Source organism: Bradyrhizobium sp. NAS96.2, assembly GCF_001908235.1.
Classification (GTDB): domain Bacteria; phylum Pseudomonadota; class Alphaproteobacteria; order Rhizobiales; family Xanthobacteraceae; genus Bradyrhizobium.
This window is the reverse complement of the sequence record NZ_LGHK01000024.1, coordinates 51206-77454: the sequence shown is the minus strand read 5'-3', so window position 1 is coordinate 77454 and position 26249 is coordinate 51206. Positions and strand designations below refer to the sequence as shown.

Here is a 26249-nt window from a genome sequence, read left to right as displayed (position 1 = left end):
CGCGGGCGGCCGCCAGCGCCACCAGGGCGCCGAGCGGGACCGCGAAGTAATAGGCATAACGCTGCTCGAGGCAGAGCGGACAGGGCATGATCTCCAGCACGAGCTGGAAGAACCAGGCGCCGGCCAGCGTCGCCGCCGCGATCACGGCGATCGCCAGGGCCGAGGTCAGCGCCGGATTGCCGCGGGCGGAAGCATCCGACGGATGGGCGGTGGCGGTCGTCAAGGCGGTCCTCCTGCGAGCATCATCCGGCAGGGTCAGGCTCCTACCCCACGCTCGGTGCGGGTCGTATCGCGTGAAAATACCGCTGTCGAGGCGCGGGACAATCACATCCGCGCGGGTTGACCGTGACGGGCCGGCCGCTATAGTCCGCCGCGCTTCGTGACCCCGGCCCTTTACCGGCCTGGACCATCGCGAATGCCCCTGTGGCGGAACTGGTAGACGCGCTCGACTCAAAATCGAGTTCCGCAAGGAGTGCTGGTTCGATTCCGGCCAGGGGCACCACGCTTCGCCCTTGCGGGCTTCGCGTGGTGCAGCCACGACAAGGCTGCAAGGGCGAAGCGTGTCCGGCGATGCGAGAGCGAAGACGGACGGCCCGAGGGCTCAGCCAAAATCATTCCCCGATACAACTTCGCGTGGAGCAGCCACCCGGCAACGTGATCGCATTCGGCCGAAGTGATGCCGCGATCCCGCTTCAAGCAGGACCGGAGGGCGCGACCTTTGTTCTCGGCTCAGCAGTGCCGCATCCTCATGATCTCGTGCCGGGCCTCGATGACTGCTTGGCCTCCGTGCTGGCGCCGCCGGGGCGTCCTTGCATAAATAGCCGCATAATTGAATATTCGTTGCATTACTTGCAATGATCAGGGCTGTGCCGATGAACGCTAAACTCGAGCCGCGCCGATTGCACTATTTCATGGAGGTCCTCAATAGCGGCTCCGTGCGCGGCGCCGCCGGCGCCCTCGGCATGGATGCCTCGGCGGTCAGCCGGGCGCTCAGCTTGCTCGAGCAGGAGTATGGTGCACGCCTGCTCGAAAGGCGGGGCCGCGGCGTTGCGCCGACCGACGCAGGCCAACTGCTGGCCGCCTACCTGCACCGCCAGCAGAGCGAACGGCAGGCACTGCTCGCGCAGATGGACAGCATCCGCAAGGTTGAGACCGGTCACATCGACGTCGTGACGGGTGAAGGCTATGTCGACTGGCTGGCCAAGACCAGCCTGTGCCGCTTCATGCAAGCCCACCCGAAGATCACGATCAGCCTCGACATCGGGAGCACCGACGAGATTGTCCAGCAGGTCGTGAGCGAACGCGCCCATATCGGCGTCCTCTTCAATCCGCCCCGTGACGATCGGCTGTGCTCGCATCATTCGCAGCCGCATCCGATCAAGGCAATGGTACCGCGCGGACATCCGCTGATCCAGCTCGGTCGGCCGCTCAGGCTCGCGGATCTCGCGCCATATCCGGGAGCCGCGATGCATCCGAACTACGGCCTGCGCCAACACATCCAGGCCGCCGAGATCAGCGAAGGCGTCCGCCTCAATTTCGCGTTCACGACCGCCTCGTTCGACGCGCTTGCCCATTACGTGACCGCGGGGCTCGGCTATGCGCTGGTCTCGCGCCTCGCAATGACGGAAGCAGATGCCGCAAAGGTGACCGCGCTGCCGTTGAAGAATGCCCGCTGCATCGCGGCCGCACCCATGTGGTCTCGCGCCAGGGACGCACGTTGCCGCCCGCCGCGATGAAGCTGCTGCGGACGATGGTCGGCGAGATGCGCGCACCGGCAAGCGGTGCGCGATAGATCGGCAAACGCGCACTCACAGTATCTAGTCGCGGCGCGTCGTTGCAGGAAACCAGATCGCAACTTGCGGCGCCGGACGAAACGGCTTCCAAGTACCGGGCGGTTGGGCGAGGCGATCGGCAATCACCCAAAGTGCCGGTGCGTGAAAGCCAAGCCCGATATGCGTCGTGTTCACCTCGATGTTTTCGCGCTGCTCGCCGTCCGGCTCCAAACAGGCGCGCCACGCCACCACGCCGTCGGTGCGGGTGTAGATCGATGTCGCCGGCACCGGAATCGGTTGCGCCAGGCGGCTGATCCGCGCGAGTGTCGGCGGCTCGTATTTCTGTCCGGTCAGGAGCCGCCAGATCGCGCGGACATTGCTTGCGCCCGGTGCCGCGAACGGACTGCCAAGCGTGATGACCGTGCGCACCGACGCAGGAGTCTGCCGTGCGACCTCGCGGGCAATGATGCCGCCGCGGCTCCAACCAACCAGGCTGACCTTCGAACCGCTCTGCTGTTCGAGCTCGATGACGCGCGCCGCCACCGCGGACAGATCCGCATCCGGCGCGCGCACATTGCGGCCGCGGCCCCATCCATGGACCTGGTAGCCGAGAAACTCGAGGAACGAGCGAATGGCGAGCGTCGACCGGTCATCTGCCCCCAATCCCGGCAGGACCATGACCGGGTGGGATTGCCCTCGCGGCGCGGTCGCCAGAAGGGGAGCCGCGACGGCAAGCAGCGCAGGAATATCGAGCAAGCCGCGCCCCTCGGCGGCAAGCAAAGCGAGCGAGGGTGGTTTGACGGTCTGCTCCTTAGGTCCCATGACGAATATCCGTTGTTGATGGCCAGAACTGCGCTCCGGGCCGGGGATGCAGGCCAGCAGGCCGTCCTCAGCCCGGTGTTGCGGCCTTTCCAAACACGCCGCCGATCGCCCGCAACAGCCAGCTCGGCTGATACTTGATCCATTGGACCGCGAGTTCGTTGGCAAGTCCCGCGACATGGACCGGTTTTCCCGCCATGCACGCCCGAAAGCCTTCCAGCGCGACGGTCTTCGCATCCATGATCATCATGCTCGGCATGTTGCCGAGATTCGTGCCATGGACCATTCCGGTGTCCGTCACCCCGGGGCACAGCGTCGTCAATGTGATCTTGCTGCCGCTCAGTTCCTGGGACAATGCCTCGCCGAACGAGAGCACATAGGCCTTCGATGCCGCGTAGACCGCAAGGTTGGGTACCGGCATGAATGCCGCGACCGAGGCAACGTTCAGGATCCGCCCGCTGTTGCGCTCGAGCATCGGCGCGAGGAAGAGGCGGGTCAACGCTGTCATGGCCACGATATTGACCTGCAGCAATCGCAACTGGTCCTCAAGGCCGATTGCGCCGAAGCGTCCTTCGAACAACAGGCCGGCATTGTTCACCAGGAGGTCGACCCGCACGCCGGCGTCGTTCAGCGAATCGAACACTGCGTGCGGCGCCAGCGGTTCGCTCAGATCGGCGGCGACAATGGTCACCCTGGTGCCATGGTCGGCCTTGAGCTCGCGCGCAAGGTCCTGCAGCTTGTCGCGGCTGCGCGCCAGCAGTACGAGGCTGAAGCGGTTAGCCGCAAGCACGCGCGCGAGCTCGAGCCCGATGCCGCCCGACGCGCCGGTCACCAGCGCGCACTGCCCCTCATTTGCGCTCATCGACATAAGGTCGTTCCTTTCGCTGCCAGGCCAGCTCTGCGCGATCGGCGAAGGACGCGGGCGAGAATCTTGCCGCGCACCAGACGGCGGTGGTCGCGATGGGCCGGATCGGCTGGTGCGCCGGCGCTCCTCCGATCAACGGCATATTTGCAGGAAAACCGTTCGATCGCCCGCAGCAGCGCCTGAGCTTGCTCGAATTGATCGGCCGTTTCCTTCACCTCGCCCAGCGACTTGCGCAGAGGCTCGAGCACCTCGATCCGGACGAAATGGCCGGACGGTCCGGATTGCGGGTCAAGACTTCGCGCGGCCGGCATCACATCTCCGATCACGTTTGGGCGATCGCCCTGAAGACGTCAGAGGCCACAACCTCGACTGGCTGCAATCCGTCGACGCTCCTGAGCAGGTTCCGCGAGCGATAATAGTCGACCAGCGGCGCCGTCTGCTCATTGTAGGCGTCGATGCGTGCCTTGAGCGTTTCATGATTGTCGTCGGCGCGCACCACGGCGCCCTGCTCGCGCGTTTCGCGGGCCCTTCGCTCGATCCGATCCAGCAACACCGTTTCGTCCGCCTTGAGCTCAACGACGTGGTCGAGCGTAAGGCCCTCGGTATCGAGCAGGTCGTCGAAGCTGACCGCCTGAGCGATCGTCCGTGGGAAGCCGTCGAGCACAAAGCCGCGTTCGGTGTCCGGTTGCGAGATGCGTTCGATCACCGCGGCGATGACGAGCTGATCCGGAACGAGCCCGCCGTTCGCCATAGTTTCCCTGACTTTCCGTCCGATGCAGGTTTCCGCATCGACTGCGGCGCGCAGCATATCTCCGGTGGAGAGATGCGGGATGCCGTACTCCTCAACGAGGCGCCTCGCCTGCGTACCCTTGCCTGCGCCAGGCGGTCCCAGCAGAATTATTCTCATCGCTCGCGTCCCGATACTCGCACGATCGTCAACGGCATTTGCGCCGGCCTTCCAGCAGCGGGTGACCCGGCTCCGCCACGCAGGCCGGGTCTCGCCGAGCTCTTGTCACGCCATCGCCAATCGCGCACTCGGCGCAGGCCGCACCGACAGCAGCAACAGCAATCCGGACAGCAGGTAGAGCGCCATCACGAAGTACATGCTGTAGATGTTGTCACCGGTGCTGCGCACGATCAGGCCGTTGATCGTGGGACTGATCGCCGGACCGAGGTTTCCGAGGCTGCTGATCAGCGCAAGCCCGCCGGCGGCGGCGCCGGTGGAGAGATATTCGCTGGTCAACGCGAAGAACAGCGGCGTCGCCGACGCAATTCCGATCACGGCAAAGGACAGCGCAAGAATCGATCCGACCAGGTTCCCTTGGAGCAGCGTCGTGATCAGCAGGCCGAGAGCGGCGATGCCGACGCAAGCGGCATAATGCCATCGCCGCTCGTGCCATTTGTCCGAATGGCGGCCGATCAGGATCATGCCAATCACTCCTGCGGCATTCGGGATCGCGGCATATACGCCAACGAGGAACAGATCCTTGACACCCCAGCTCTGGATCAGGGTCGGCAGCCAGAACACCATCGTGTAGGTCGCACCGAGCAGCAGCAGATAGACGAATGACAGCACATAGACCTTGGGATCCTTCAGCATCTGCCCGAACGTCCCAGAGGGCTCGCTCTCGACATCCTTCTCATCGTGCTGGAAGGACTCCGCGAGCAGTGCTTTCTCATCCTTCGACAGCCAGGCGGCCTGTTCGGGCTTGTCCTCAAGCAAGACATAGACAAGGACACCGAGGATCAGCGCCGGCAGTCCCTGCACCAGGAACAGCCACTGCCAGCCATGAAGGCCGCCGGCACCGTCGAAGTATTTCAGGATCGAGCCGCATAGCGGACCGGCGATCACAGACACGATGGTTGTCGCCGACATGAAGGTCGCGATCACCTGTCCCCGTCGCACCGACGGATACCAGTAGGTGAAATAGAGAATGACGCCCGGAAAGAAGCCAGCCTCGAACACACCGAGCAGGAACCGCACCAGATAGAACTGGAACGGTGTCGACACGAACATCATGGCTGTTGCCGCCAGCCCCCACAGCAGCATGATCCGCAACAGCGTCTTGCGGGCGCCGATCCTCTCCAGGAGCAGATTGCTCGGCACCTCGAACAGGAAATAGCCGACAAAGAAGATACCCGCACCAAGGCCGTACACCGCCTCGTCGAACGGCAGGGTCTGCTTCATCTGCAATTGCGCATAGCCGATATTGATGCGGTCGAGATAGGCGATCATATAGGCGATCAGCAACAGCGGTATCAGGCGCCAATCGATTTTCGAGAACAGCGATTTATGCGCAGGGCTCTCCAGGAGAGATAGCGATCCCTTGCTCGCAGCGGGCGGGTGCATTGCGGTTTCCTCCAAATGTTCTTCAATTTCGAGACCCGGCGGCGATCCGGCCGCGCCGCGACCGCCCGGGACGTGATTGCCCAACCCGCCGGGCTTGCTAGCTGGCTCGGCTCGCCTTGTCGTTTGCGGCAACCGGCGCAGTCTCATCCGGCTGAATGACAGTTACCGAAGCTGCCGCCGGGGATTTGACCTTCGATTGATCGGCACCCGGCGTCTTCAACTCGACGATTTCGACCTGCGGTAGAGCCTCGATCTCGCGCAGCGCCGCCCGCAGATGCTCGATCATCTCGTAGGACTCGTCCTGCGACAGCACCCGTCGGCATGCGGTCAGGCCGAACTCGAGCAGGCCGGCATAGCTGTGCACCGTGATGTTCAATGCGCTGCCGTGATAGGGGATCGAGACCGGGAAATAGTGCACCATCCGGGCGCCCGCCATGTAGAGATGCTGCCCCGGTCCCGGCACGTTGGAGATTAGCACGTTGCCGGCCGCCGGCAGGCGGCTTGCAAGATTGGAGCGGCCGAGCAGCGAAGCGAGCCCCGTCATCAGCCACGGCGAACCCGTGATCGGCACATCGACACCGAGCACCGGCTTGAGCTCGCGCACGACTGCCTTGGCCGCCTCGGACGAGGCATGGATCGCCTTGAAGCGGGTCGGCAGATCGTCGATATCGGTCGCCAAGTCGACGCGCACCGCCGAGACCTGGTTGTTCATCGCCTTGTCGCCCTCGGCGCGCAGGCTGACCGGTACCATCGCGATCAACGCTTCCTTGGGCAGCAGGCCGCGCTCGGTGAGGAAGCGTTGCAACGCGATGCTGCACATCGCCATGACGATGGTGTTGACTGTGCCGCCGACGCGTCTGCCCAGGGCCTTGATGTCGGCGAGCGGCAACGTCATCGTGCTATAGGAGCGCTGGTTGGTGATGGAATCGTTGAACACCGTCTTCGGCGCCAGCCCGAGACTGAGCGAGCGTTCCCCCTTCTGCGACCGCTGACTGGCCATCACGCTCGCAGCGGTGCCGAGCGCCTTGGCTGCCGTCGGAAGCAGTTCCGCCAGCTTGCGATACTGCTGGGCCGCGTTGTTGGCCGCCGCCTGCAACAGCTCGGTTACACCGAGCTGGTATTGCGCAGCGGCACGCTTACGCCGGGGCGGCGGCACTTCGCGCATCGTGGGTGTGACGTCATAGAGCACCTTGGCGAGCTCGACGCCGGCTTTGCCGTCGACCCCGCTGTGATGGGCCTTGGTGTAGAATGCGACCTGCCCGTTCGCGAGGCCGTCGATGACGTACATCTCCCAGAGCGGACGGCTGCGGTCGAGCAGCGAGGCGTGCAACCGCGCGACGAGTTGCTCGAGCTGTGCCATCGTGCCCGGGCGCCGCAAGGTGACGGTACGCACGTGGTAATCGAGTTCGATATCGTCATCCTCGATCCAGACGGGCTCGGCGAGCTGGAACGGCATCTGCGCCAGCTTGCGATTCAGCAATACCGAGAGATGCAGCCGCTTGCCGAGCATCTCCTTGACGTCCTCGTAGTAGTCGCCCTGGTAGCCTTCGGGAAGATCGAAGATCATCAGGCTGCCGACATGCATCGGCGTTTCCGGTGTTTCGAGATGCAGGAACGATGCATCCATGCTGCTGAGTTGGTCCATGCTTTCCTCCCGTGGCGTTGTGACGGCAATCGCCGCACCTGACGACCGGTGCCCAAGCCTTGCGGGCCGCGGTCATCGCATTCCTGTCAGGGCCCGATACTGCCGAACGGGGTCCGAGGGCGGGCTTGCTCCCTCGGCCGCTCGACGCATCGGCCGGCTCACGCAGGCGATCTCATGCCTGCGCCTGGGCCTTGCGCTCCTCCTCGTCGTAAAGCTCCTTCTTCGAAAGCTTCCCGACCGCGGTTTTCGGCAGCTCGGCGCGGATCTCCAGCGCGTGCACCATCTCGTGCTTGCCGAGCTTGTCCTTTAGAAACGCCTGCAGCTCTTCGAGCTTGAACGGCTTGGCATCCGCCTTCAGCTTGACGAAGGCCTTCGGCGACTGGCCGCGATAGTCGTCGCGGATGCCGATCACGGCGACCTCCTCGACCGCCGGATACTTGTAGATCGCCTCTTCGAGGACACGCGGATAGACGTTGAATCCGCTGCACAGGAGCATGTCCTTGGTGCGGTCCACGATGAAGATGAAGCCGTCTTCATCCATGTAGCCGACATCGCCCGTGCGCAGAAACCCGTCTGATGTCGTGACCTCGGCAGTCGCGTCCGGCTTATTCCAGTAGCCCTTCATCACATTGGGGCCGGTGATGCAGATTTCGCCGCGCTCGCCGAGCGGGACGTAGCTGCTGCTGTTGTCGACATCGAGGAACTTGATCACGATGCCGGGCATCGGCATGCCGCAGGAGCCGGCCTTGCGCGTCGCTCCCGGCTGCGCTGGCGTGAAGGTTCCACTCGGCGAGGTCTCGGTCATGCCCCAGCCCTCGCTCAGGCTGCAGCCAGTGATGGACGCGAACTGCTGCGCCACCTCGAGCGGCAGCGGCGCGCCGCCGGATCCGCAATATTTGAGCGTGCGCAGGCTGTGCTTCGGTGTCTCAGGATGGTTGATCAGCGCGGTGAACATCGTCGGCACCCCGCAGAAGACGCTGACCGATTTCGTCGAGATTTCTTCGAGCGCGGCCTTCGGATCGAAGCGGACATGCTGGATGATCTCGGCGCCCATCAGGACGCCGAACAGCACATTCACCGACAGCGCATAGATGTGGAATGGCGGCAGGACGGCCAGGAAACGCTCCTGCCCATCCACCAGCACCGGCGGCGAGCCCGCCGTTGTCGCCCGGTACTGCTGGCACGCGCTGGTCAGATTGGCGTGCGTGAGCATCGCGCCTTTCGGCAGCCCCGTGGTGCCGCCGGTATATTGCAGAACGGCGATTGTCTCGCGCGGATCGGCAATCGGATAGGTCTCGCAGGCACCGTCATTGTGGATCAGCTGGCCGAAGCTGACGTGATGATCATCCCAGTTGACTTCGCTCAGTTGCTTGGCCGCCTTCATCTCGTTGATGACGGCGTCGGGATCGGCCGTGATCTCACCAAGCGAACCGACCACGAGTTTCTTCAATCTCGTCTTGCCGAGCATCGCCGCCATCTGTGGGTAGAGCGCAGCCATGTCGAGGGTGATCAGGATATCCGTGCGGCTGTCCTCGATCTTGTGTTCGAGCACCTTGGCGGCGTCCAGCGGCGAGTAATTGACCGCCGTGCCGCCGGCCTTGAGGATGCCGAAGAACGCAATGATGTAATGTGGCGTGTTGGGCAGATAGAGGCCGACATGGACGCCCGGCTTCACGCCGAGCAGCTGCAGGCCCTTGGCCACGCGATCGGTGAGCCGCCCGAGCTCGGCGTAGCTGATCCGCTTGCCCATGAAATCGATAGCAGGACGCATCGGCCATTTGGTAACGGCCTCGTCGAGAATCCCCTGCACCGGTCCGGGAGCGATCTCGATATCCCAGTGCACGCCGTCGGGATAGGATCGGATCCAGGGCATGTCGTTCATGAGATCTCTCCCTCTATGGTCTCTGAGGTCAGACGGCCGTGACGCCGCCATCGACCGCAATGGTCTGGCCGGTGATGAATGCACAGGCATCGGAGGCAAGCAGCGCGGCGACGCCCTTGAGATCTTCGGGGCCGCCCTCGCGGTTCATCGGCGCCATGTGCGCGGTCGCACTCTGATCGAGTTGCGCGGTCATCTTGGTCGGGAAATAGCCCGGCGCGATCGCATTGACGTTGATGCCGAGCGGTGCCCATTCATTCGCCAGCGTGCGGGTCAGGTTGACGACCGCACCCTTGCTGGCGTTGTAGGCCAACGTCGGCGTGCCTTCCGGATAGCAGCCGGTCAGTCCCTGGATCGAGGCGATGTTGATCACCTTGCCGCGCCGCCGCGGCACCATGCAGCGGCGACCGACCTCCTGCGTGGCGATGAAGATCGCGGTCACGTTCAGGTTGATCACCTTGTTCCAGCCGTCGAGCGTGTGCTCGATCGTCGGGGCGCCCCATGAAGTACCGGCATTGTTGACCAGGATGTCGATCGGGCCGAGCGCGGCCACGACATGCTCGACCATCGGCGGGATCGTCTCCAGCCTGCCCATGTCGCAAACCACCGGCAGCGCCTCGATCCCCAGTCCTTTCAGGTGGGTGGCCGCGGTCTCGAGCTCGTCGTGCTTGCGAGCGGTGATCGCGACCTTTGCGCCGAGCTCGCCCAGCACCTCGGCGATCTGAAGACCAAGGCCTCTCGATCCGCCCGTCACGAGCGCGACGCGGCCGGTCAGGTCCTGCAACTTGGCGAGGCTCATGGCTTCCTCCGGTGGGTTGGCTCCTCTCGCGCAGCGCTACTTCGGCTGCAGCAGCTTCTGAAGGTTCGCGAGATTCTCCTGCATGCGGTCCTGCATGACTTTCCAGGCGTTGTTGCGCGCCTGCGCCTCCAGCTGCGAAAGCTCGCGGAAGTTCGCGACCGCCTTCTCGACCTGCTGCTTGGCGTTCTCCGCCTGCTTGGTCATGGCTTCGCCGCTCGCGAGGTCCTTCATCCCGGCCTGCCACTGCGCGAGCGTTTCCTGCAGGATCTCGTTGCGTCGGCTGACCATCGCCTGGATGCCTTCGTAGGCCTGCCGGTTCGCTTCCGCCAACGCCTCCATGTCCTTGCGCTGCCACTCGATCAGTGCGGCGATATCGACGCCGGGCAACGTGAACCGCTCGGCCATTTTCTTCAGGTCTCCGAGCCATGGCATCGCGCCCATGCTCATTGCGTCGGATTGGCTGTCATCGGTCCCCATCGATGTCCTCCTTCTGGTATTGGGCTGATGGCGGCGAAACGCCGTCCAGTGGACTGCGCGTCAGGCCGCGGATGAGCGCGACCGAAACAGAGTGAGACTGTCGTCGGCGCGATCGGGATCGGGGTACACCAAGCCGCGCAGACCGCTGCGGTCGAATGGCGACCATTCAGCCTCCTGCAGCGCGAGCCGATCGGCGATCGCATAGAGCACGGCCGGATTGTGTCCGAGCCCGCAATGACTGCCTTCGACCTCGATGTTCTGCGTCCGGTCGGCATGCTGCTCGCGGCAGCCCCACCACGAAACGATGCCGTCGGTGCGCGAGTAGATCGCCGTGCTCGGCACCGGCGGCGGCAGCTTCATCGCATCCCGATCGGGCCAGTCGTCGACACGGCGTTCGCTCAGGACTTCGTAGAGACGCCACGCATTGCTCGCCTTCGGTTCGTTGGCGAACGGGCTGCCCAGCGTGATCACCTGACGCACCAGCTCGGGCGTGCGCCGTGCAATCTCGCGCGCAAAGACCCCGCCAAGGCTCCATCCGATCAGGCTGACCTTGCGCTGGTATCGCTCGGCGAGCTCGGCCAGTCTTGCGTCCATGGCGGCCTCGACGCCGGGTCGCGGTCCGCGATTGGGGCCGAGCTTCCAGCCGTGCACCGCATAGCCTTGCGCCTTCAGGTAGGCGCGCAATGGTCGCGTGGAGATGTCGCTGGCGGAGAGCCCCGGCAATACGAGCACCGGATGTCCATCGCCGCGCGGTGCGCGCCGAAGCAGCGGATAGCTCGCGAAGAACGCCTGCAGCTCCCAGATCCCGCGCACCTCGAGCGCGAGCAGGAGTTGCGACGGCGGCGCGGAACGGTCGACGGCCGTGTTCATGTCAGAATGTCCCCTCCCGGATCGCATGGAGTGTCCCCACGACCCGTCATTTTTAATCGCTGCCATGCTTCGCGAGCGGCTCCATACCAACCCGACCGCGCAGCCGTGCATTCTTTTGGTCTCAAAACGCTATCGGGCAGGTCAGATGGGTAAAAGGTGCAATTGGCCCGCTTGAGCGGTTAGTTTGGGACATCCGCCAACGAATCCTGCGCGCGTGCCGCGACGCTCGATGCCCGGCCGTTGCGGAAGTCCGACGGGCTCTTGCCGGTCCAGCGGACGAAGGCGTGGCGGAAATTCGCCGCATCGCTGTAGTCCAGCCGCGCGGCGATCTCGTCATTGGTCATTTGGGTGTTGCGCAGATAGCCGACCGCGAGCTGCATGCGGACCTCGGAGACGACCTGCCGGTAGGTCTGCTGCTGCAGCTGCAGCCTGCGGCGGAACGTCCGCGGATGAATCGCGAGCTCCGCCGCCATTGCCTCGATGCTCGGAAAGCGGCCGGGATGTTCGAGGAGCCGTCGCCTGATGTCGGCGGCGAGGCCATCGTCATGCCCGATCCGATCAAGATGCTGATGGCAGATTCGGCCCGCCATTGCCCTGGTCATCTCGTCGGGGCGGACCGCCGGATGGTTGATCCAGGCCGTGTCGAACTCCAGCACGTTCTTGCACTGGCCGAACTCGACTGGACACTGAAAGATGCGATCGTAGGTTTTGGCGTGGGGTGGCGCCGTGTAGGCGGCGCTGAGCTTCGAGAAGCGGAACGAGCCGCCATAGATGTCGCGGCTCAGCGTCTGATAGGCCGCAAAGGCGAACTCAAGCGCGAAACGATAGACGTCATGAGCCGGATCGCGAGAGAGCAGAGGGTCGAACAGACAGCTCACCGTATCGTCCTTGCGGGTAAAGTCGATGTCGGCGACCGTACCCAGGACACGGCTGTACTTGGCCGCGAAGTCAATGACTTCGGCGCGGGTCGGGCTGCTCAGCATGGCATAGCCATACATGCCGTAAGCCAGGACATGCATTCGTGCACCGGCACGAAACGCGATCGCCGGATCCCGCGACAACCGCATCGCATTGCGAAACACCGTCTCGACCTGCCGATACGAGACGCGCACGGACGAATCCCTGAGGTCGGCACTCCTCAAATCGGCGCCGCCGAGCGTGCGCGACGCGGAGATCCCGTCCTCGGACAGGACATCCACCACCGCAGCGATCCGTTGCGGCGAGTAGAGACACTGCAGGAGATTTGGTGACGGGTGATACACGAGCTCCCTCGTCCGCCTTCAGCGTCTGTTTGCCAGCCCCGCCATCCGGTTCCTCGCTTCCTGCTGGGAGGCTAGTAAGCCGGACCGGGCAGCGGAAGGTTCGATTGGTCTTGTTTGAAGGTGAATTCCGGACAGGACCGGCCAAAAGAAAGACCGCCGAGGGAGGGCGGTCCAAGTAGGGAGAACGCGATCGCGAGCGCAATCACGGCGCCGAGCATAAGCACGCTTTCGCGGCACAAAAGGTTCGATTGAGCCAATTTGGCGGTGAACTACGGACAGAGCTGCCCTGGATATGCTGGCGTTACAGCCCCTCGTCGCTTCGGAACTCGGATGGATTCCTGCCGGTCCAGCGCAAAAAGGCGTGGCGGAAATTGGCCGCGTCGCTGTAGCCCAGCCGGCTCGCGATCTCCTCATTGGTCATGCGCGTCTTGCGCAGATACTCGATCGCAAGCCGCATGCGCACCTCCGCAAGCAGATCGCGATATGAAGTCCCCTCCGCCTCGAGCCTGCGCCGCAGCGCCCGGGGATAGATGTCGAGCTGCTCAGCGATCGCCTCGATACTTGGATAGCTACCCGGCTGCTCGATCAAGAGCCGGCGGATATCTGCGGCTACGCCGCCGGCGCGATTGACCTCGCCGAGTATCTCCTCGCACATCTCCCGCGCCATGGCGTGGGTTCGCGGATCCGCCAGCGCCCGCGGACCGTCATTGCGCGCGTATTCGTATCCGCAATGCAGTTGATTGAAGAGCACCGGACATTGGAAAAGGCTTTGATAGGCTGCTGTGGACGGCGGCGCATAGTCGAGCAGCACGCGCGAAAACCCGAAGCTCTGACCGGAGCGGTCGCGAATGGTGGTCAGATGCGCGGCCAGCGCGAACTCCACCGCGAAGCGATGCACGCTCTCGGTCGGATTCGGCCAATGCATGGGCTGGAAGGTTGCCACCACTCTCTCACCATTATACGACAGGCCAAAATCGCAGAACGGACCCACCACGCGGATGTACCGCGCCGCGAAGTCGCGCGCCTCCGCGTGCGTTGCGCTGCTCAGCAGCGCGTATCCGTACATGCCATAGGCGGTGACATGCATTCGCGCGCCCGAGTGCAACGCAATAGCGGGGTCCTTTGCCAGCCGCAGCGCATTGCGGATCACCGTGTCGAGCTGCCGATACGATATTCGCGTCGTATGGGACTCGAGCTGGGCGATGCCAAGCCTGGTCCCTTCGAGGACCATCGATGGATCAATGCCCTGCTCGCCAAGCTCGGCCGCAATGGCCGCGATCGAATGCGGCGGGAAGATGCGCTGCGAAAAACCGGCTGACGTTCGACTTGGCGGTTCGCTGGCTTGCGGATCTTGCCTGGTCATGACGACCGCTTGCCCCCTGGCATTCCGCACGCTCCTCCCTTGCTATTGATCGACCGTTCCGAGCGTAAGCCCGATCGCGTGCGCGACGCAATGATCGGATCGCGCGGGCCTTGCGCGCCGCCTTCCGCGTCCGGAAGTCACCCGGTCGGCGGTCCAATCGCACCTTTCTCCGTTTCGCAAGATCGCTAGGCTCGCGATGCCTTGCTCGACAAGCGGCATGCAGCCGGAGGCGTGCATTGACCAAGCGTTATCACGGGAGGAGCGGATGCGACGGGAAGACGTTCTCAAGCAGCTGACCACGCCGATCGGCGCGCCGGCATTTCCCCGCGGACCGTTTCGTTTCACCAACCGCGAATACCTGAACATCCTGTATCGTACCGATATCGAAGCGTTGCGCGCCGCGGTTCCCGAGCCGCTGGAGATCGACGACCCGCTGGTCCGCTGGGAAATCATGCGGATGCCCGACACCTCGGGTCTTGGCGACTACACCGAATGCGGCCAGGCGGTCCAGGTGCGCTTCGGCGACGAGAAGGGTGAATACCTTCACGCCATGTATCTCGACAATTTGCCGGCGCTGGCATCCGGCCGCGAAATCAGCGGCTACCCCAAGGTGATCGGCAAGCCGAGGCTCTACGTCGATTCCGACACGCTGGTGGGAACGATGGATTACGGCACGCTGCGGGTTGCCACCGCGACGATGGGCTACAAGCACCGTGCGGTGGACCTCGAGAAGGCGAAGGCCGAGATCTGCGTGCCGACCTTCATGCTGAAAATCCTGTGGACCTATGACAGCCCGAAGCCGGCGGGCGAGCCACGCATCTGCGAGCTGCTGCGCTCCGAGATCACCGACATCACCGTCAAGGGCGCATGGACCGGCCCGGCGCGGCTCGAGCTGTTCGCCCACGCATTGGCACCGATGGCCGACTTTCCGGTGCGCGAGATCGTCGCGTGCAGCCACATCATGACCGACCTGACGCTGTCCCGCGCCAAGCGCTGCCACAACTATCTCGATCAGCCGCGCTGAGCGGACGCTCCGGAGGAAACCATGCCATCATCCGCAGATCGTGCCGTCGTGCTCAACCGATATCGCAATGTGTGCGTCATCGGAGCCGGCGTCATCGGATCCTCTTGGGCAGCGCTGTTTCTCGCGCACGGGCTCAACGTCGTGATCAACGACCCGCAGCCCGACATCGAGGCCGTCGTCAAGGCCGCGCTGATCAAGATCGCACCGACGCTGCTGAAGCTTGGTCTGCCGCATGAGGGATTGGAGCGCAATCTGCGCTTCGAGCCGGATCTGGCACGCGCCGTTGCCGGCGCCGACCTCGTGCAGGAGAACGGTCCGGAGAAGCCCGAATGGAAACAGCAGCTCTGGGCGCGGATCGAGGCTGCGGTGCCGAAACATGCGCTGTTGCTGTCATCCAGTTCGGCGCGGCCCGCCACAGAGCAGGCGCACGAGATGAAGGATGCGAGCCGGCTGCTGGTCGGCCATCCCTTCAATCCGCCGCATCTCATTCCATTGGTCGAGGTCGTTCCCGGCGACCGGACCGATCCGGCAGCGACCGCCGACGCCGTGGCGTTCTATGAGGCGCTCGGCAAGGTACCGCGCGTGCTCAAGAAGGAGATCCAGGGCTTTGTCGCCAACCGGCTGCAGCGCGCGATCATGCGCGAGGCCTGCTATCTCGTGCAGGAGGGCGTCGTCACGGTCGACGAGTTGGACGACATCGTCACCAGCTCGATCGGCCTGCGCTGGGCGGTGAACGGGCCATTCAGCTCGTTCCACATGGGCGGCGGACCGAACGGGCTCGAATCGTTCTTCCAGCACCTCGGCAAGAACATGGCCGCGTCGTTCAAGGTGATTCCGCAAGTCGACCTCGACGAGGCGCTGCAGCGCCGGATCATCGATCAGGCCGCCGCATCGTTCGGCAGGACGCCGATTCCGCAGATGGAGCGCGCGCGAGACGACACCCAGGTGGCGCTGCTGCACGTACTGGCCGCGCGCAACGGAAGGGATCGCACATAACCGGCTCGCCTCGGGCTGCATGCAACCGCAGGCCCAGGGGAGCTACTTCGGGGACAAGGTCATCCGGTCGGAGAGACCCGACGATACCGGGATGATTTCAAAGCAATCAAGCGGAGACGGACTCATATGAGCATCTTCGAGGGTTTGAAGGTCATCGACTGCGGCAGCTTCATCGCCGCCCCGACCGCGGCAACGCTGTTGGGAGACTTCGGCGCCGACGTGATCAAGATCGAACCGCCCGGCGCAGGCGATGCGTTCCGTCAGGTGCCTAAACTGCCGGGCATGCCGAGATCCGACCAGCCCTATGGCTGGCTGCTTGATAACCGCAATAAGCGCGGCCTCGCGCTCGATCTGTCAAAACCCGAAGGCCAGGCGGTGCTGCACCGGCTCGCCTCGACCGCGGACGTGTTCATCACCAACTATCCACTCGCCGTCCGCAGCAAGCTTGCGATCGGCTACGAGCGGCTCGCCGCGATGAACGATCGGCTGATCTACGCATCCTTCACCGGATATGGCGAAACCGGCGACGAGGCGGGAAAGCCGGGCTTCGATGTCACTGCCTACTGGGCGCGTTCAGGCCTGATGGACATGGTGCGGAGCGACGCCAGCACGCCGCCTGCACGGGCGCTCGCCGGCATGGGCGATCATCCGTCCGGCGTTTCGCTGTTCGCGGCGGTCGCGGTAGCGCTGTATCAGCGCGAGCGTACTGGCCGCGGCACCCAGGTCGGCTCCTCGCTGCTCGCGAACGGCGTCTGGTCGAACGGCATCATGGCGCAAGCCGCGCTGTGCGGCGCGACCTTCACGCCACGACCGCCGCGCGAGAACCTGTTCAATGCACTCGGCTGCTACTACCGCTGTCGCGACGGCCGCTGGCTGCTGCTCGCGATCGTCAACGAGCAGCGCGACTTTCCGACCGTGGCGAAATGCCTCGGCCTCGACCATCTGCTCACTGATCCACGCTTTGCCAAGCAGACCGACCGGTTCGCCCGCTCCGCGGAACTGATCGCCCTCTTCGACGCGGCCTTCGCGACGCGCGACCGCGACGAGTGGCGCGCGCGGCTCGATGAGGCAGGGATCGTCTTCGAATGCGTTGCCGAGATGAGCGACCTGTCTGCCGACCGGCAGATGCTGGCAGCCGGCGTGCTGGTGCCGTTCGAGAACGACGGAATGTTGACCATCGACAGCCCGTTCTTTGTCGACGGCGCGACCAAGGTGAAGCCACGCAAGGCGCCCGCGGTCGGCGAACACAGCACTGAGATATTGCGTGAGGCTGGCTACGATGACGCGGCCATCGCCGGGATGCGCGACAGCAAGATCATGGCATGACACGCTGACCGTCAGGCGATGCCTGACGGGTCAAGGTGCGCGCGAGAAAGGCCGCGCCCTCGGTTGAGGAGCGCGGCCAGTCTCGAGGCCCGAACCGGGGGCACCACAGCGGCGGTGCGGCGCAGCTGAGGTTCGGAAGGCGCCTCCGAGAGGGATCAGCTAGAGCCTGAGGTGCGCCAATGCCGGCCGATGGATCGCCTTACCGCGCGTCGCCCCACACATCTCAACCCCTTGACCAACCATTGCGTTTCCGGTCGATGGCCAGTCTATGCACGGAGTTCGTCCGCGAGGAGGTTCGGCGAGGCCAGTTCGGAGGTGACTTATGGACAGCCCGCGATGACGAACGATCAAGCGTCGTGCTGCCCGCCCTCCGCGGCCTTCACATCGGCGAAGAAACCCGGAAATCGGATGGGCTCTTGCCAGTCCAGCGGATAAAGGCATGCCGGAAGTTGGCGGCGTCGCTATAGCCCAGTCGGCTCGCGATTTCCTCGTTGGTCATCGCGGTCTTGCGCAGGTATTCGATCGCAAGGCGCGTCCGCACCTCGGCGAGGAGCTCGCGATACGATGTATCTTCGGCCTCGAGCTTTCGCCGCAGCGCCCGGGGATGCATCGAAAGCCTCTCGGCGATCGCCTCGATGTTCGGATACCTGCCCGGCTGCTCGATCAGCACGCGCCGGACGTCCACCGCGATCCCGCCCGCCTGGTTGACCTCGGACAACACCTGCTCGCACATCTCGCGCGCCATCCCGTGGGTGCGGGAGTCCGCCAGCGCCACCGGACCATCGGCTTGCGACAACTCATACCTGTATTCATTGCCCCGCTGCTGAAACAGAACCGGGCAGTCGAAGATCGCCTGGTAGGCACCAGCATGCGCCGGTTCGCCATAGGCAACGGAAATCTGCGAAAAGCGGAACGATTCGCCCGCCAGATCCTTCATGGTCGTCAAATGCGACGACAGCGCGAACTCGGCCGCGAAGCGATGCACGTCCTGTGTTGGATTGGGCCAATGCAGCGGCTCGAACGCGCAGACGACCGCCGCGCCGTCATACGAATATTTCGCATCGCAAAGCGGGCCCACGACCCGGAGATATCGATTGGCGAAGGTCCGCACATCGTCATAGGTCGCGCTGCTCAGTAATGCATACCCGTACATTCCATGCGCCGTCACGCGCATCCGCTGTCCGGCGCGAAGCGCAACCGCCGGGTCGTTCGACAGCCGCAGCGCATTGCGAACCACAACGTCGATCTGCCGGTACGAGATACGCGTCGTGTGCGCTTCGAGCTTGTCCTCGGTCAGGCCCGTGCCTGCCAGCGCCACGGACGATCGGACGTCCAGCCTGCCAAGCTCGGCAATAATGGCCGCAATCAACTGCGCCGAATAGACGTACTGGTCGAAATCCGGCGGCAATTGACATGCGGGCACGGCGTCTCGCGGGCGCCCTCCAGCGCTCATGGTCGTCCTCCTCCTAATGTAGAGTCTAGCTCCAAATCGAAATCATTCGCAATGCTGGCGGCGGCCAGCGGGCCTCCGCTATCCCCAACCTCGGGGGAGCGCGGCGACAGGGTCGTGCCCGCGGCTCGAGCTCGTTCTCGGATGCTTCGCAGCAGTCGTGGTTCGCGTCAGCATTCCACGACGTTCACCGCAAGACCGCCCAACGACGTTTCCTTGTATTTGGACTTCATGTCTTCGCCGGTCTGCAGCATCGTCTTGATGACCGCATCGAGTGAGACATAGTGCTTGCCGTCGCCGCGCAACGCCATTCGCGCGGCGTTGATCGCCTTGATGGCCCCCATCGCGTTGCGCTCGATGCAGGGGATCTGCACCAGTCCGCCAACGGGATCGCAGGTGAGACCGAGATTGTGCTCCATGCCGATCTCGGCCGCGTTCTCGACCTGTGCCGGCGTACCGCCGAGCACCGCCGTCAGGCCGCCCGCGGCCATCGAACACGCGACGCCGACCTCGCCCTGGCAGCCAACTTCCGCGCCGGAGATCGAGGCGTTCGCCTTATAGAGCATGCCGATCGCGGCCGCGGTGAGCAGAAAGGTGATGATGCCGTCGTCAGTCACGCCGGGACTGAACTTGACGTAATAGTGCAGCACAGCCGGGATCACGCCGGCGGCGCCATTGGTCGGCGCGGTTACGATCCGTCCGCGCGCTGCGTTCTCCTCGTTGACCGCCATCGCGAAGGCGTTGACCCAATCCATCGCAGCGAGCGGATCGACGCCCTCGGTATCGCTGTTTCGGACCGACAATTCGCGATAGAGCGCCGGCGCGCGACGGCGAATGTTCAGCGGGCCAGGCAACGGTTCGGCCGCGCCCGCATTGCCGATCCCGAAGCCGCGCTCGACGCATTGCTTCATCGCGTCCCAGATATTCAGGAGACCGGCCCGGACCTCGGCCTCGGTCCGATAGACGCATTCGTTGGCGAGCATCATTTCGGCGATCGAGCGGCCACTCTCCTGCGCGCGCGCCACCAGCTCCGCACCGGTGCCGAACGGATATGGCCAGATCGAAGGCGCGCCGGCGGCACCTTCAGGCGCATCGTCAAAGCCGCGCTCGATCACAAACCCGCCGCCGATCGAGAAGTAATAGCGTTCCGCCAGCAGCGTGTCGCCGGCCGCGAACGCCGCGAGGCGGATCCCGTTGGGATGTTCCGGCAGCGCGCTGTCGGGCTTGAACACGATGTCGCGCCCGCGCCGGAACGCGACCGGATGAACATCGAGCAGCCGCAACTCGCCCGAGCGCCGAATGTCGGCGAGCCGCGGTGCTACCTGGGCTGGATCGACCGTGTCGGGCTTTTCGCCGAGCAGCCCGAGGATCACGCCGAGGTCGGTCGCGTGCCCTCGCCCGGTGGCGCCCAGCGATCCATAGAGATCGGCGCGGACTTGCACCGTTCGCTCCAGAAGGCCATCGCGCTCGAGCGCCCGGACGAATTGTCCGGCCGCGCGCATCGGCCCCACCGTATGCGAACTCGAGGGGCCGATGCCGATCTTGAAGATGTCGAAGACCGAAAGCATCAGACAGCGGGCAGTTGTTGCTTCACCAGTTCGACCCAATAGGCGGCGCCGAGCGGCAGGATGGCGTCATTGAAATCATAGTATGGATTGTGCAGCGGCGGATCGTTGGCGGTTTCGCCTGCGCCGATGCAGATATACGCGCCTGGGCGCTCCTGCAGCATGAAGGCAAAATCCTCCGATCCCATCGCCGGCTTGATGTCGGTTTGCACCTGATCGGCGCCGACGAGGCCTGCGGCCGCCGCAGCCGCGGCATCGGTTTCCGCGGGCGTGTTGATCACGCCCGGATAGCCTCGCATGTAGCTCAGATCGATCTTTGCGCCATGGGTTTGCGCAACGCCGGCGCAGACCTGCTTCATGGCAGCCTCGACATGATCCTGCACCTCGGCGTCCAGCGTCCGCACCGTGCCGCGCAACGTAACAGTCTCGGGCACCACGTTCCAGGTGTCGCCGCCATGGATCTGGGTGACGCTCACGACGGCTGCGTCCATCGCGCCGATCCGGCGGCTCACGATACCTTGCAACGCCGAGACGAGGTCGGCCGACACCAGGATTGAATCGATGCCTTTCTCAGGCGTCGCGGCGTGGCAACCGCTCCCGGTCACCACGATCTCGAACGTATCGAGGAAGGCCGTCGCAATGCCGGTCCTGATCGCGAATTTTCCACGCGGGATGTTCGGAATGTTGTGCATGCCGTAAACCGCGTCGGCCGGAAAGAGCTTGAACAGACCCTCCTCGACCATCTTCCTGCCGCCACCTTCATTCTCCTCGGCGGGCTGGAAAACGAAATGGACGGTGCCGCGGAACGGCCGGTGTCGGGCGAGATGAACGGCGGCTCCGAGCAGCATCGTGGTGTGGCCGTCGTGGCCGCAGCCGTGCATCTTGCCGACGCGGGTCGATTTGTACGCGCGGTCCCCCAGTTCCTGGAGATCAAGCGCGTCCATGTCGGCTCGCAGCGCGATCGTCGGACCCTCGCCGTTCTTCAACGTTCCGACCACGCCGGTTCCGCCGAGGCCACGATGGACCGGGATCTGCATCTCCATCAATGCATCGGCCACGAGCTGGGCCGTGCGGCGCTCTTCGAACGCGGTTTCCGGGTTGGCATGGATGTCATGACGCCAATCCCGCATCCGGGCGCAGATATCGTCGGCGATTCCAAATTCCTTTGACATGCGTAGGTCTACCTGTCCGTTGCTTAGCGATGGAAGAATTCGGCGATCAATGTCGCGCCGAGGAACGTGCCTGCGGCGGCCGTCAGCGAGACCACCACGATACGCCAACTCAGCTTCCTGAAGATCGGAAGGTCCTTGGCCACCGAGAAGCCGGCCAGCGTCAGCACGGGGGTCGTGAAAGCCAGGAAGTTCAGCTTGTCGACCGAGCCGATCATCGCGTTGGAGAACGGCAGCAGGCCGGGGATGCCGAGCACGGTAGTGACCACGACCAGGATGAGAATGTGCGGCACCTTGGTCAACAGCCGGGCAAGCGCGTCGACCAGCAGCACGACGGCGAGCATGACCAGGAGACCTGCCCCCGATTGCAACAGCAGCACCTTGTAGGTGAGTGAATTGCCGATCAGAACGCCGCCCGCGACGGTGACCCAGGCGAGCAGCGAGTCCGAGAAGCCGAACGTGCCGTGCTTTGCCTCGCCGACGCCTGCGATCGACGGCCCGAGATCTCCCAACTTCGCGTTCGAGAACCGACCGAGCACGGGCTCCAGCCTGTCATACAGCCAGGAGCACACCGGCAGCGAGAAGAACAAGGCGAAATAGAACCCGAGGACGGCGGTCATCAGGTTCGCCGCCGAGGCGATCGCAATAAGCTCCTTCGCCATCTCGGGCGGGTTGTGGCCGTTGATGGTGCCGATCGCGGCCGCCATCATGCTGCCCGAGCCAACCCCGGCGCCCATCGCAAGCGACCGCGGGTCGAAGATGTGCAGGCTGGCGACAAAACCGGCCAGCAGCGCGATGAACAGCGCGCCGAGCACGGTGCCGGTGATGTATTCGGCCAGCACGCCGCGCCCCTCTGCCGAGTTCATGCCGTACTTCTCGCCGATGATCACCAGATTGCCTTCACGGCCGATCGAGAAGGTCGCGCCGACCGCCTCGCGCTTGACGCCGAGCAAGAGCGCAATCGGCAGGCCGAGGACCAGCGTGCCGAAGGTATGTCCGAGCTCCTGGAAGAGCAGCGCCCAGCCGGCCTTCTGCACCTCCGGAAGCGCACCGCCGACCGTGAATGCCATCTTGACCACGAAGAGCAGCAGGCCCGCGTTGAGCAGTTGTCCCGCGTAGGTCTGCAGGCCAGGCCCGATCCGCGCGGCGGCGGGCAGATAACGCGCTGAAAGGCTCCATGCGGCAGCGATCAGCAGCGCCCACACCATCGGTTGAAGCAACACCGTGCCCGGCCCGATCTGAAACTGGACGATCCCGATCGTCTCGGCGACGGCAACGATGATCAGAACGGCAACGAACAATGTGAGCTTGCCGGAGCTTGCAGAATCGACTGCCTGAGCGGACTGGTCTGCGGACGGGGAAGAGGTCGACGTCATAGTGCTGGACACCTCAAGGAAATGATTGCGAGACAATGCGGTGAATGGTGAACCAACTTGCCGGCCCAGCATCGGGGAGAACGCATGTTGCATCAATGATCGAGGTGTCCAATTTCCGTTGCATTTTTTGCAACACTCGCGGAACGCCGTTCCGGCCTGCGCAAGCCGCCGCGTGGATGATCATTCGGATGCAGCAGAGCCATCCAGTGCGGGGAGCGCACTTGTCGCGAATTAACCGCGCCGCCCGGTCTTGCCGTCGCGAACGTGACTCCCGCGGGGATTGCGACGCAATTTCTCCGGTGGCGGCCCGCGCTACTCGATCGCGCCGGATGAGCCATTCGGCTCGAGCTTCTGCACCTCCGACACGTTGACACCGAGCACCACGATGTCGTGCGTCTTGCCTTGCAGGTCCTTGACCTGATCGCGCAATAGCGCCTCGACGCGGAAACCGAGCGCCTCGAAGATCGCGATCGCCCGGGTCTGGTCCGACGTCATCTGCACGGTCAGGCGCTCGAGGCCCATCGACAGCGCGAGATCGAAAGCCTCATTGGAAAGCGCCCGCCCGATGCCGGTCCCGCGCACATGCGAGGCAATCACGGTCCTGATCTCGCCGACATGGGCCGACCACGACATTGGGTCCCGCACGATCGCACCGCACCCCACCACTGCGTCATCCCTCACCGCGAGCAAGCTGACGATCGAGCCGCGTTCGATCTCCTTGATCCATGCCGAGAGCACCTTCCGCTCGCTGATATTCCTCGGCAGGAACAGCATGTCATGCACCGCAAGCGCCTTGGCGAATTTGAGGGTGGCGGCCTCGTCGGCAGCTCCCATCAACCGGAACTGGACATCTCCACTCTCGAAGTTGACGCGACGTGGATAGGATCGCATCTTGGTATTCCTCATGCAGACGGCTCGCTCAATCAAAGGTTCGCACTTCGCCGCAACCGCCCTTGCGGGGGCACCGCGTTTCTCTCGCCTGTCCTGCACGCGAGAGCCGGATCACGCAAGCCGGGCGTGCCAATGTCCGAATATAACCCCTGAAGCGGCCAGTTTGCACCTTTCCCAGCTGGCATGAGCACAAGAGCCTTTCGACAATGACCAATAAAAGCGCGCCCAGGAGCAACGACGAACGACCGCTGCATGAAATACTTCGGCAGCATGCCCGTGAGCGGCCGGAGAAACCGGCCTGCATCTGGTATGGCCGTGCCGTCACGTTCCTCGAACTCGACCGCGCCAGCGATGCATTTGCGGCACGCCTGCAACAGCTCGGCGTCGCCAAGGGCGAGCCGGTCGCGCTGTTCATGAACAACTGTCCGCAATACATGATGGCGCAGTACGGCATCCAGAAGATCGGCGCCATCGCCTCGCCGTGTGGCGCGCTGAACAAGGAGCACGAACTCGCCTATCAGCTCGACGATCTCGGCGCGCGCGTGATCGTCGCGGCCGAGCCGCTGCTGCCGATCGTGCGGCAGGTCCGCGACAAGACCAAGCTCGAGCATGTGTTCGTGGTTCGCTATGCCGACCTGCTGCCCGAGCAGCCTCAGATCGGCGTTCCGGACGAACTGCTGGGATCGTCGCCCGAGCAGGCCGGCGCGACAGGCGACACCGAAGACTTCCTTGCCGTCACAGCAAGCGATGCGCGGCCAGGCGCGGTCGCGATCGACATGAACGACACGGCGCTGATGATCTACACCTCAGGCAGCACCGGCCGGCCCAAGGGCGCGATGCTGTCCTATCGCAACGTCATCTACAAGACGGCGGCGACCGTGAACTGCAACGGGATCGGCGCCGATGACGTCCTGCTCTCGATCGCGCCGCTCTATCACATCGCGGGCATGGTGATGGGCGTGAACGCGCCGGTCTACGCGGGCGCGACGTCCGTGCTGTTGTACCGGTTCGATCCGCTCGTAACGGCGCAGGCGATCGACCGTTACCAGGTGAGCTGGTGGTACAGCGTGGCGCCGATGAATGTCGCGATCACGCAGCTCCCGAACATTTCCGACTTCAAGCTGAGCAGCCTTCGCGTCAATCCCGTGACCAGTTTCGGCATCGACTGGACCGAAGCGCTTGCCAAGCGATGGCAGGCCGTCGCGTCGAACTGCGAAAGCTTCGAGGCCGCGTACGGCCTGACCGAGACACATACGGTCGACACTTTCATGCCACGCCAGGCGGTACGCTGGGGCACGCATGGCAAGCCTGTGCCCGGCAACGAGATCCGGATCGTCGATCCGGACTCGGGCACAGACACGCCGGCCGGTGTCCCGGGCGAGATCGTGATCCGCGGCGCGGGCGTGTTCAAGGGCTACCGCAATCGTCCCGATGCGACGGCGGAAGCGCTGCGCAACGGCTGGCTCCACACCGGCGACATGGGCCGCCTCGATGCCGACGGCTATCTGACCTTCATGGGACGCTTCAAGGAGATGATCAAGGTCTCCGGCTACAGCGTCTTCCCGGAAGAGGTCGAATCGATCCTGAACAAGCACCCGTCCGTAGCGGCGTCGGCAGTGATCGGCATGCCCGACGCAACGAAAGGCGAGGTGGTGAAGGCCTTCATCGTCCTGGCCCCGCGTACCGAACTGGACTCGGCGCAGCTCGTGGCATGGGCGCGCCAGAACATGGCGCCTTACAAGGCGCCGCGGGACGTCAGCTTCGTCACGGAATTGCCGCGCTCGCCAGCCGGCAAGCTGTTGCGGCGGCTGCTCAAGGACTGACTCTGCAACGAAGTTGCCCGGACAGCGGACGGTGCCGCCCGGAAATCCCGGTCGGCCCGTGTCCAAAAATCACCGTCAAATCGGTCCGACAGCACCTTTCCGGGAATCGATGCCCATGTTGCACATCTCATTTTGCCGCCGGCGATTCACCGATAAGAAGCAAACTGCAGACTGCCACATGTTAAGTCACGACGACGAACGCTCTGGCACCAAGTACCAGCGACGCATGAAACGGATGATCGAAGCACTACGAGGAGAACTGACGCTGCAAGGCATTATCGGTCAGGGGACCACCACTGACTTGCGGGTGGATATCGTCAGCCTGGCTGAAACCGCGCTCATGGTGTGCGACTTCGATGGGATCGCGGACTGATCCGTCTAGCTGAACAAAGCCAGACCTTCCTTTGCGCGCACCCGCCTAAGGGGTCTTCAAAGAACTGATCGAGCTATGCAAGACAATGCTGGTAGTTGCGTTGGCAGAGGGCTGCGACCTTCGACTAAAATCCATCAAAATCAACTACTTACCTT

24 protein-coding genes and 1 tRNA gene are annotated in these 26249 nt (G+C 64.0%); 7 read left to right on the top strand and 18 right to left on the bottom strand.

Annotation, left to right across the window (positions count from 1 at the left end; all coding sequences use genetic code 11):
* The coding region (locus AC628_RS06920) for a disulfide bond formation protein B (RefSeq protein WP_143201470.1) at positions 1–223 on the bottom strand (223 nt) is incomplete at its 3' end.
* A gap of 194 nt (positions 224–417) precedes the next feature.
* On the opposite strand from AC628_RS06920, the gene AC628_RS06915 reads away from it, so the two are divergent.
* Positions 418–502: transfer RNA gene (locus tag AC628_RS06915), tRNA-Leu, on the top strand.
* A 370-nt stretch (positions 503–872) separates the two neighbouring features.
* The gene (locus AC628_RS06910; protein ID WP_210190168.1) at positions 873–1736 is read left to right on the top strand and encodes a LysR family transcriptional regulator; all 864 of its coding nucleotides are present in this window, start codon (positions 873–875) and stop codon (positions 1734–1736) included.
* Positions 1737–1817: 81 nt separating this feature from the next.
* Here AC628_RS06910 and AC628_RS06905 read toward each other — a convergent pair whose 3' ends face one another.
* The 12 genes from AC628_RS06905 to AC628_RS06850 form a co-directional block, all read right to left on the bottom strand.
* Positions 1818–2594, bottom strand: coding sequence for an esterase/lipase family protein (locus tag AC628_RS06905; protein ID WP_074125975.1), 777 nt, complete (start codon positions 2592–2594; stop codon positions 1818–1820).
* A 67-nt stretch (positions 2595–2661) separates the two neighbouring features.
* A complete protein-coding gene (locus AC628_RS06900; RefSeq protein WP_074125974.1) occupies positions 2662–3459 on the bottom strand; it encodes an SDR family NAD(P)-dependent oxidoreductase in 798 nt (265 codons plus the stop codon).
* Complete coding sequence (locus AC628_RS06895) at positions 3450–3767, bottom strand: hypothetical protein (RefSeq protein ID WP_168193318.1); 318 nt, start codon at positions 3765–3767, stop codon at positions 3450–3452. The genes AC628_RS06900 and AC628_RS06895 overlap by 10 nt, the downstream gene beginning before the upstream one ends.
* A gap of 11 nt (positions 3768–3778) precedes the next feature.
* On the bottom strand, positions 3779–4363 hold the full coding sequence (locus AC628_RS06890) for an adenylate kinase (protein WP_074125972.1): 585 nt from the start codon (positions 4361–4363) through the stop codon (positions 3779–3781).
* Positions 4364–4468: 105 nt separating this feature from the next.
* On the bottom strand, positions 4469–5806 hold the full coding sequence (locus tag AC628_RS06885) for an MFS transporter (protein WP_074125971.1): 1338 nt from the start codon (positions 5804–5806) through the stop codon (positions 4469–4471).
* 97 nt (positions 5807–5903) lie between these two features.
* Positions 5904–7451, bottom strand: a complete 1548-nt coding sequence (locus AC628_RS06880) for a WS/DGAT/MGAT family O-acyltransferase (protein WP_083632659.1) — start codon at positions 7449–7451, stop codon at positions 5904–5906.
* A 172-nt stretch (positions 7452–7623) separates the two neighbouring features.
* Complete coding sequence (locus AC628_RS06875) at positions 7624–9333, bottom strand: long-chain-fatty-acid--CoA ligase (protein ID WP_074125970.1); 1710 nt, start codon at positions 9331–9333, stop codon at positions 7624–7626.
* 28 nt (positions 9334–9361) lie between these two features.
* Complete coding sequence (locus AC628_RS06870) at positions 9362–10129, bottom strand: SDR family oxidoreductase (RefSeq protein WP_074125969.1); 768 nt, start codon at positions 10127–10129, stop codon at positions 9362–9364.
* 36 nt (positions 10130–10165) lie between these two features.
* The gene (gene phaP, locus AC628_RS06865) at positions 10166–10606 is read right to left on the bottom strand and encodes a phasin family protein (RefSeq protein ID WP_245321069.1); all 441 of its coding nucleotides are present in this window, start codon (positions 10604–10606) and stop codon (positions 10166–10168) included.
* A 60-nt stretch (positions 10607–10666) separates the two neighbouring features.
* Positions 10667–11476: an esterase/lipase family protein gene (locus tag AC628_RS06860; RefSeq protein WP_074125967.1), complete on the bottom strand. Its 810-nt coding sequence runs from the start codon at positions 11474–11476 to the stop codon at positions 10667–10669.
* Positions 11477–11655: 179 nt separating this feature from the next.
* Complete coding sequence (locus AC628_RS06855; RefSeq protein ID WP_245321068.1) at positions 11656–12738, bottom strand: AraC family transcriptional regulator; 1083 nt, start codon at positions 12736–12738, stop codon at positions 11656–11658.
* A 301-nt stretch (positions 12739–13039) separates the two neighbouring features.
* Positions 13040–14101 carry an AraC family transcriptional regulator gene (locus AC628_RS06850; protein WP_083632657.1) on the bottom strand — a complete coding sequence of 354 codons (1062 nt, stop codon included), beginning with the start codon at positions 14099–14101 and terminating at the stop codon, positions 13040–13042.
* 265 nt (positions 14102–14366) lie between these two features.
* On the opposite strand from AC628_RS06850, the gene AC628_RS06845 reads away from it, so the two are divergent.
* The 3 genes from AC628_RS06845 to AC628_RS06835 all read left to right on the top strand — a co-directional run bounded on the left by AC628_RS06845 (position 14367) and on the right by AC628_RS06835 (position 17447).
* On the top strand, positions 14367–15125 hold the full coding sequence (locus tag AC628_RS06845) for an acetoacetate decarboxylase (RefSeq protein ID WP_074125966.1): 759 nt from the start codon (positions 14367–14369) through the stop codon (positions 15123–15125).
* Between the two features lie 21 nt (positions 15126–15146).
* Entirely contained in the window at positions 15147–16121 is a 975-nt protein-coding gene (locus tag AC628_RS06840; RefSeq protein WP_074125965.1) for a 3-hydroxyacyl-CoA dehydrogenase NAD-binding domain-containing protein, read from the top strand.
* Between the two features lie 126 nt (positions 16122–16247).
* Complete coding sequence (locus tag AC628_RS06835; RefSeq protein WP_074125964.1) at positions 16248–17447, top strand: CaiB/BaiF CoA transferase family protein; 1200 nt, start codon at positions 16248–16250, stop codon at positions 17445–17447.
* A gap of 379 nt (positions 17448–17826) precedes the next feature.
* Here AC628_RS06835 and AC628_RS06830 read toward each other — a convergent pair whose 3' ends face one another.
* The 5 genes from AC628_RS06830 to AC628_RS06810 all read right to left on the bottom strand — a co-directional run bounded on the left by AC628_RS06830 (position 17827) and on the right by AC628_RS06810 (position 23898).
* Positions 17827–18855, bottom strand: coding sequence for an AraC family transcriptional regulator (locus AC628_RS06830; RefSeq protein WP_245321067.1), 1029 nt, complete (start codon positions 18853–18855; stop codon positions 17827–17829).
* Between the two features lie 212 nt (positions 18856–19067).
* A complete protein-coding gene (locus AC628_RS06825; protein ID WP_074125982.1) occupies positions 19068–20468 on the bottom strand; it encodes an L-serine ammonia-lyase in 1401 nt (466 codons plus the stop codon).
* Complete coding sequence (locus AC628_RS06820; protein WP_074125981.1) at positions 20465–21634, bottom strand: M20 aminoacylase family protein; 1170 nt, start codon at positions 21632–21634, stop codon at positions 20465–20467. The genes AC628_RS06825 and AC628_RS06820 overlap by 4 nt, the downstream gene beginning before the upstream one ends.
* 23 nt (positions 21635–21657) lie before the next feature.
* Positions 21658–22932 carry a DUF3100 domain-containing protein gene (locus tag AC628_RS06815; protein WP_245321066.1) on the bottom strand — a complete coding sequence of 425 codons (1275 nt, stop codon included), beginning with the start codon at positions 22930–22932 and terminating at the stop codon, positions 21658–21660.
* A gap of 387 nt (positions 22933–23319) precedes the next feature.
* Entirely contained in the window at positions 23320–23898 is a 579-nt protein-coding gene (locus tag AC628_RS06810) for a GNAT family N-acetyltransferase (RefSeq protein ID WP_245321065.1), read from the bottom strand.
* Between the two features lie 206 nt (positions 23899–24104).
* Here AC628_RS06810 and AC628_RS06805 point away from each other — a divergent pair, with 206 nt between their 5' ends.
* Both AC628_RS06805 and AC628_RS06800 read left to right on the top strand, forming a co-directional pair.
* Positions 24105–25721 carry an AMP-binding protein gene (locus tag AC628_RS06805; RefSeq protein ID WP_074125961.1) on the top strand — a complete coding sequence of 539 codons (1617 nt, stop codon included), beginning with the start codon at positions 24105–24107 and terminating at the stop codon, positions 25719–25721.
* Between the two features lie 115 nt (positions 25722–25836).
* Complete coding sequence (locus AC628_RS06800; RefSeq protein ID WP_143201469.1) at positions 25837–26094, top strand: hypothetical protein; 258 nt, start codon at positions 25837–25839, stop codon at positions 26092–26094.
* The last annotated feature ends 155 nt before the right edge of the window (positions 26095–26249 follow it).

What these genes read in the sequence shown, in the direction of transcription:
- AC628_RS06805 (WP_074125961.1), top strand. Translation starts at nt 24,105, where the DNA reads ATGACCAATAAAAGCGCGCCCAGGAGCAACGACGAACGACCGCTGCAT.
- AC628_RS06900 (WP_074125974.1), bottom strand. Translation starts at nt 3,459, where the DNA reads ATGTCGATGAGCGCAAATGAGGGGCAGTGCGCGCTGGTGACCGGCGCG.
- AC628_RS06810 (WP_245321065.1), bottom strand. Translation starts at nt 23,898, where the DNA reads ATGCGATCCTATCCACGTCGCGTCAACTTCGAGAGTGGAGATGTCCAG.
- phaP (WP_245321069.1), bottom strand. Translation starts at nt 10,606, where the DNA reads ATGGGGACCGATGACAGCCAATCCGACGCAATGAGCATGGGCGCGATG.
- AC628_RS06835 (WP_074125964.1), top strand. Translation starts at nt 16,248, where the DNA reads ATGAGCATCTTCGAGGGTTTGAAGGTCATCGACTGCGGCAGCTTCATC.
- AC628_RS06905 (WP_074125975.1), bottom strand. Translation starts at nt 2,594, where the DNA reads ATGGGACCTAAGGAGCAGACCGTCAAACCACCCTCGCTCGCTTTGCTT.
- AC628_RS06860 (WP_074125967.1), bottom strand. Translation starts at nt 11,476, where the DNA reads ATGAACACGGCCGTCGACCGTTCCGCGCCGCCGTCGCAACTCCTGCTC.
- AC628_RS06850 (WP_083632657.1), bottom strand. Translation starts at nt 14,101, where the DNA reads ATGACCAGGCAAGATCCGCAAGCCAGCGAACCGCCAAGTCGAACGTCA.
- AC628_RS06840 (WP_074125965.1), top strand. Translation starts at nt 15,147, where the DNA reads ATGCCATCATCCGCAGATCGTGCCGTCGTGCTCAACCGATATCGCAAT.
- AC628_RS06910 (WP_210190168.1), top strand. Translation starts at nt 873, where the DNA reads ATGAACGCTAAACTCGAGCCGCGCCGATTGCACTATTTCATGGAGGTC.
- AC628_RS06875 (WP_074125970.1), bottom strand. Translation starts at nt 9,333, where the DNA reads ATGAACGACATGCCCTGGATCCGATCCTATCCCGACGGCGTGCACTGG.
- AC628_RS06845 (WP_074125966.1), top strand. Translation starts at nt 14,367, where the DNA reads ATGCGACGGGAAGACGTTCTCAAGCAGCTGACCACGCCGATCGGCGCG.
- AC628_RS06895 (WP_168193318.1), bottom strand. Translation starts at nt 3,767, where the DNA reads ATGCCGGCCGCGCGAAGTCTTGACCCGCAATCCGGACCGTCCGGCCAT.
- AC628_RS06820 (WP_074125981.1), bottom strand. Translation starts at nt 21,634, where the DNA reads ATGTCAAAGGAATTTGGAATCGCCGACGATATCTGCGCCCGGATGCGG.
- AC628_RS06870 (WP_074125969.1), bottom strand. Translation starts at nt 10,129, where the DNA reads ATGAGCCTCGCCAAGTTGCAGGACCTGACCGGCCGCGTCGCGCTCGTG.
- AC628_RS06885 (WP_074125971.1), bottom strand. Translation starts at nt 5,806, where the DNA reads ATGCACCCGCCCGCTGCGAGCAAGGGATCGCTATCTCTCCTGGAGAGC.
- AC628_RS06880 (WP_083632659.1), bottom strand. Translation starts at nt 7,451, where the DNA reads ATGGACCAACTCAGCAGCATGGATGCATCGTTCCTGCATCTCGAAACA.
- AC628_RS06890 (WP_074125972.1), bottom strand. Translation starts at nt 4,363, where the DNA reads ATGAGAATAATTCTGCTGGGACCGCCTGGCGCAGGCAAGGGTACGCAG.
- AC628_RS06800 (WP_143201469.1), top strand. Translation starts at nt 25,837, where the DNA reads ATGTTGCACATCTCATTTTGCCGCCGGCGATTCACCGATAAGAAGCAA.